Raw genomic sequence first — 5,092 nt, 5'->3', positions numbered from 1 at the left:
CCTTTATTTCGCTGCGGGGAGCACCCGGTGCCCTGTGCACGATGAGCGCTGCTCTCGTGCTGGCYGATCAACCGCTGCGCTGAGCGATCACGCCGATGGTGTGCTCTGCGCAGCGAAATAAAGGAGGAGGCATGCGGCCCTAGGCCGCGCCGGGGGACATTCGCGGAGCAGAGCACACCGTCGGCGTGATCGCGCCCCGAACAACAAGCCTCAACGAGATGACCGACCGGACGCGGCGCTCAGGGGCAGCGCGCCCCACCGGCCAGCCACAGGTGCAGCAGGCGCGAAGTCTCTTCCCGCGAAGGCGTGGCCGGCTGGCGGTTCGCACCCGGTGTCCAGGCCCAGGCGACCAGCGGATCCCCGGTGATGTGATCGACGATCTGGGCGGCCGAGCGGTTGCCGTTGCGCTTGCGGTCCAGCAGCCGCTCGCACAGTTCGCGCTCCGACAGGCCTTCCCAGCCCATCGACAGCGGCGCAAGGCGCCAGTGCGGCGCACCGGGCACGCCGCTCGTGCCGTTGTTCTGCGCCGTGTGGCAGGCCGAGCATTTCATCGCGGCAACGCCCAGGCCTTCCGGGCCGCGCAGCACCTGCATGTCATGGCGCCGGCGCTCGTCGCCCTGCCTGGGGAAGGGCGTGGTCGTGTGGCAGTTGAGGCAGCGCGGATGCGTGAGCAGCTGCTGGATCGGCGCGAACGACGAGGTGGGGTCCGCGGCTTGTGCGAGAACGGCGGGCGAGGCGCAGGCCCACACGCAGGCGGCAACCCACGCACCGAGATGCTTCATGCGGAAGCTCCCTGTCCGCTCGCGCGGCGGATCGCCTTCTTCACGCTGGCATAGGTGCCGCAGCGACAGATGTTGGTCATGCTTTCGTCGATCTGCCGGTCGGTCGGCTTCGGGTGAGCGGCGAGCAAGGCCGCTGCGGACATCAGCATGCCGGACTGGCAGTAGCCGCACTGCGGCACCTGCTCTGCGATCCAGGCGCGCTGCAGGCGGTGCAGGGCGCCGGGCCGGCCCAGTCCCTCGATGGTGGTGACGCGGCGGCCCGCCACCGCGCCGACGGGCATCGAGCAGGAGCGCACCGCGTCGCCGGCTACATGCACGGTGCAGGCGCCGCAGGCGGCCACGCCGCAACCGAACTTGGTGCCGGTCAGGCCGAGCTCCTCGCGCAGCACCCAGAGCAGGGGCACGTCCTCCGGCACATCGATCGGCCGGCGGGTTCCGTTCACATTCAACGCTGTCTTCATCGAAAGCCTCTTGTTCCATTCAGGCAAAGCGCAGCCCGCTGCGCGACAGCGGCATCTCGCGGATGCGCCGCCCGGTGGCCGCAAAAATCGCATTGGCGATGGCCGGCGTCGCTACCACCGGGCTGGTCTCGCCCACACCGCCGAGCGGCCTGCTGCTGGCCATGAACTCGACGCGGATGTCGGGTGTTTCGCTGAGGTACGGCATCACGTAGGTCGAGAAGTTGTCCTGGTCGACACGGCCGCGCGTGAAGGTGATCTCCGACTTGCAGTACGCCATGCCGAACACGAGACCACCCTCGATGCTCGCGCGCGCAATGCCGGGGTCGAGCACCGGGCCGCAATCGACCACGGCGATGGCGCTCTTCAGCTTCACTGCCTCGCCGTCGACCGCAAGCTCGACGCACAGGCCCAGCAGTGTTCCGAAGGCTTCGGCAAAGGCGATGCCGCGGCCATGTCCGGGCGGCAGTGGCGCGCCCCATCGGCTCAGCACCGCGAGACGGTCGATCAGTGCCAGCGAAGAGGCGTCATGCGACAGCAGGTTGCGGCGAAAGCGCAGCGGGTCCTGCCGCGTCGCGACGGCCACCTCGTCGATGAAGCTCTCGAGCGCGAAGATGTTCGGGCCGTAGCCCGTGGTGCGCATCACCGAGGTCGGCACGCCGACTTTGAGCAGGTGGAAATCGACCGTGCGGCGCGGGAAGCGGTAGGGCGAGTGCGTCATGCCTTCCATCGCGCTGGGGTCGATGCCCTGCTTGTCCAGCACCTCCTGGATCGCCGGGTACACCGGCAGCAGGATGGTCGGTGAGACGACCTTGGCGTCGAGCGCGGTGATGGCGCCACGATCATCCAGCTCCGCACGCAGATGTACGGCGCTGGCCGGTCGGAAGGCATCGCGCCGCTGGTCTTCCTCGCGGTCCCAGATCAGCTTGACCGGCCGGCCCACGGCCTTCGAGATCAGTGCGGCCTGCACCGCGAAATCGGGCAGCAGCCTGCGGCCGAATGCACCGCCGATGTAGGGCGAGCGGTTCACGAACACCTGGTCGGGCCCGAGCTTGAGCGCGCCCTGCAGCGCATGCCAGGTGAGCTCCTGGCCCTGCGTCGGCGCCCACACCTCGCAGCGGTCGGGGCGCACGTCCGCGACGCAGTTCATCGGCTCCATGGTCGCGTGGGCCGCGAAGGGGCTGCGGTACTCGACCTCGAAGGTCCGCGTCGATGGGTTCGTGCCCGCCGGTGGCGCATCGGCCGCGGCAGGGACGGCATGCGCCCAGGGGCCATCGCGCAGTGCGTCGGTCATCTGCTTTGCGATGTAGGCCGAATCGGCCGTGGCGCTGCGCGCCGTCGGCTGGGTGCGGAAGGCGATGGCACGAAGCGCCCGTGCGGCCTGCCAGTAGCGGTCGGCCACCACGGCCACGCCGTCGGGCAGCGGCACGATGGCTTTCACGCCGGGCATGCGGCTGGCCGCGTCGGTGTCGAGCGACGCGATCGATCCGCCGATCTCGGGCACCGTGCGCACCGCGGCGTTCAGCATGCCGGGCCGCACCTGGTCGATGCCGAAGATGGCCGAGCCATCGATCTTGGCGGGCACGTCGACGCGCGGCAGCGGCTTGCCGATCAAGGTGCGTTCGGCCACCGGCCGGAGCGTGGGCGATGCGGGGATCGGCAGCCGCGCGGCATCGGCGGCCAGTTGCGCAAAGCCGAGCTTCCGTCCCGTGGGCCGGTGCCAGACCACCGAGTTCGCAGCATGGCAATCCTTGGGATCCGCTTGCCAGCGCGCGCTGGCCGCCGCGACGAGTATCTCGCGCGCCGCCGCGCCCATCTGGCGCATGAGATCGTGGAAGGACTGGATGCTCTCGCTGTTGCCGGTGAACATCCAGTTCTGCTTGGGATTGCGGTATGCGAGGCGGTACGGCGCGGTCAGCAGCCGCACGCGCCGCCAGTCGGCGCCGAGTTCTTCCGCCAGCAAGGCGGGCAGCGTGGTGCTGATGCCTTGCCCGATCTCGGCCTGCGAGACGAGCAGCGCCACGTCGCCGTTGGCGAGGATGCGCACCCACGCCGTCAGTTCATGCTCACCGGTCGCAAGCGCAGGGGATGCGGCGCCGACCAGGCTTGCGGCGCCCGCCGACATCCGCATGCCGATGAGCAGGGCGCCTGCGCCCGCCGTCTGGATCAATCGGCGCCGGCTGAGGCTGCCGCTGGAGAGGTGTGCATCTGGCATGGCGTCGCATCCTAGGCGGCGCAGCGCGGCTTGCAAGTTGATTGCGTTGAGCGGGCCCTTCAACGGAAATGAGGTGATGAGGCCTGTCGCGCGAACGACCGTCGCAAATCGGCGCGCGGCGTATCTTCGACGGCACATCGACGAAGGACGCCCTGATGCATTTCGAATTCACACCCAAGGTGATCGCGCTGCGCGACGAGTTGTTGAAGTTCATGGACGAGCATGTCTATCCGAACGAAAAGCGCCGCGAGGAAGAGCTGGCCGCCAATGCGCGCGCCGGCCGCCCCTACGCCGAGCTGCCGATGATGGCCGGCCTCAAGGCCAAGGCGCGCGAGCGCGGGCTGTGGAACCTGTTTCTTCCCGAGTCGGGACACGGCCCCGGTCTCAGCAACGTCGAATACGCACCGCTGTGCGAGATCATGGGCCGGCGCTACTGGTGCGCGGAAATCTTCAACTGCTCCGCGCCCGACACCGGCAACATGGAAGTGCTGGCGCGCTACGGCACCCAGGCCCAGCAGGACCGCTGGCTCACGCCGCTGCTGGCGGGCGAGATCCGCTCCTCGTTCGCGATGACCGAGCCCGAGGTGGCCTCGAGCGACGCCACCAACATCCGCTGCAGCATCCGCCGCGAAGGCGACGAGTACGTGATCAACGGCCGCAAGTGGTACATCACCGGCGCGATGAACGAGCGCTGCGAGATCTTCGTGCTGATGGGCAAGACCGACCCCGACAACGCCGACCGCCACAAGCAGCAGTCGATGATCCTCGTGCCGAAGAACACGCCCGGCGTGACCATCGTGCGCGACATGGCGCTGCTTGGCGTGTACGACCCGCCGTTCGGCCACCCCGAGATCGTGTTCGACAACGTGCGCGTGCCGATCGGGAACATCCTGCTCGGCGAGGGCCGCGGCTTCGAGATCGCGCAGGGCCGCCTCGGCCCCGGCCGCATCCACCACTGCATGCGCGCCATCGGCATGGCCGAGGCGGCGCTCGAGATGATGTGCCAGCGGCTGGTGTCGCGCACCGCCTTCCACAAGCAGCTGTCCGAGCAGGGCGTGTGGCGCGAGCGCATTGCCGAGTCGCGCATGCTGATCGAGCAGTCGCGCTGGATGGTGCTGAACGCGGCCTACAAGATGGACACGGTCGGCAACAAGGTCGCGGCGAAGGAGATCGCGATGATCAAGGTGCTGACGCCGAACAACTGCGTCAAGGTGATCGACTGGGCGATGCAGGCCTTCGGCGCGATGGGCCTGAGCCAGGACACGCACCTCACGCACTTCTACGCCTACGAGCGCCACCTGCGCGTGGCCGACGGCCCCGACGAGGTGCACCGCAACGCGATCGCCAAGCAGGAGCTGGGGGCGTACCAGTAAGAGCCTGTTTGCGATCTATTTAGGACCATGCAGATGCCTGTTGGGGTGAGTTGCAGGGTGTTGTGGTTCGCGGTCTGTTCGGGGCGCGTTCTGTTCGGGGCGCGTGCACAGGCCACCGGGTGCTCCCCTCCGCGAATGTCCCCCGCTTCGCTCCTCCTTTATTTCGCTGCGGGGAGCACCCGGTGCCCTGTGCACGATGAGCGCTGCTCTCGTGCTGGCCGATCAACCGCTGCGCTGAGCGATCACGCTGGCGGTGTGCTCCTC

General features: G+C 68.6%; 4 protein-coding genes. 1 reads left to right on the top strand and 3 read right to left on the bottom strand.

Going from position 1 to position 5,092, the window contains the following annotated elements; genetic code table 11:
- Positions 1–239: 239 nt before the first annotated feature.
- Genes AC1DXX_RS32930 through AC1DXX_RS32920 form a run of 3 tightly spaced genes read right to left on the bottom strand, consistent with a single transcriptional unit; the run spans position 240 to position 3,455 of the window.
- On the bottom strand, positions 240–782 hold the full coding sequence (locus AC1DXX_RS32930) for a hypothetical protein (RefSeq protein ID WP_478138401.1): 543 nt from the start codon (positions 780–782) through the stop codon (positions 240–242).
- Positions 779–1,243, bottom strand: a complete 465-nt coding sequence (locus AC1DXX_RS32925; RefSeq protein WP_478138400.1) for a (2Fe-2S)-binding protein — start codon at positions 1,241–1,243, stop codon at positions 779–781. The genes AC1DXX_RS32930 and AC1DXX_RS32925 overlap by 4 nt, the downstream gene beginning before the upstream one ends.
- A gap of 19 nt (positions 1,244–1,262) precedes the next feature.
- On the bottom strand, positions 1,263–3,455 hold the full coding sequence (locus AC1DXX_RS32920; protein WP_478138399.1) for a xanthine dehydrogenase family protein molybdopterin-binding subunit: 2,193 nt from the start codon (positions 3,453–3,455) through the stop codon (positions 1,263–1,265).
- Positions 3,456–3,610: 155 nt separating this feature from the next.
- Here AC1DXX_RS32920 and AC1DXX_RS32915 point away from each other — a divergent pair, with 155 nt between their 5' ends.
- Positions 3,611–4,828, top strand: coding sequence for an acyl-CoA dehydrogenase family protein (locus tag AC1DXX_RS32915; protein ID WP_478138398.1), 1,218 nt, complete (start codon positions 3,611–3,613; stop codon positions 4,826–4,828).
- Positions 4,829–5,092: the final 264 nt, after the last annotated feature.

It is taken from the genome of Variovorax sp. P4_B10 (assembly GCF_056402375.1).
The sequence above is the reverse complement of the archived record's forward strand: the minus strand, read 5'-3'. Positions and strand labels throughout refer to the sequence as shown.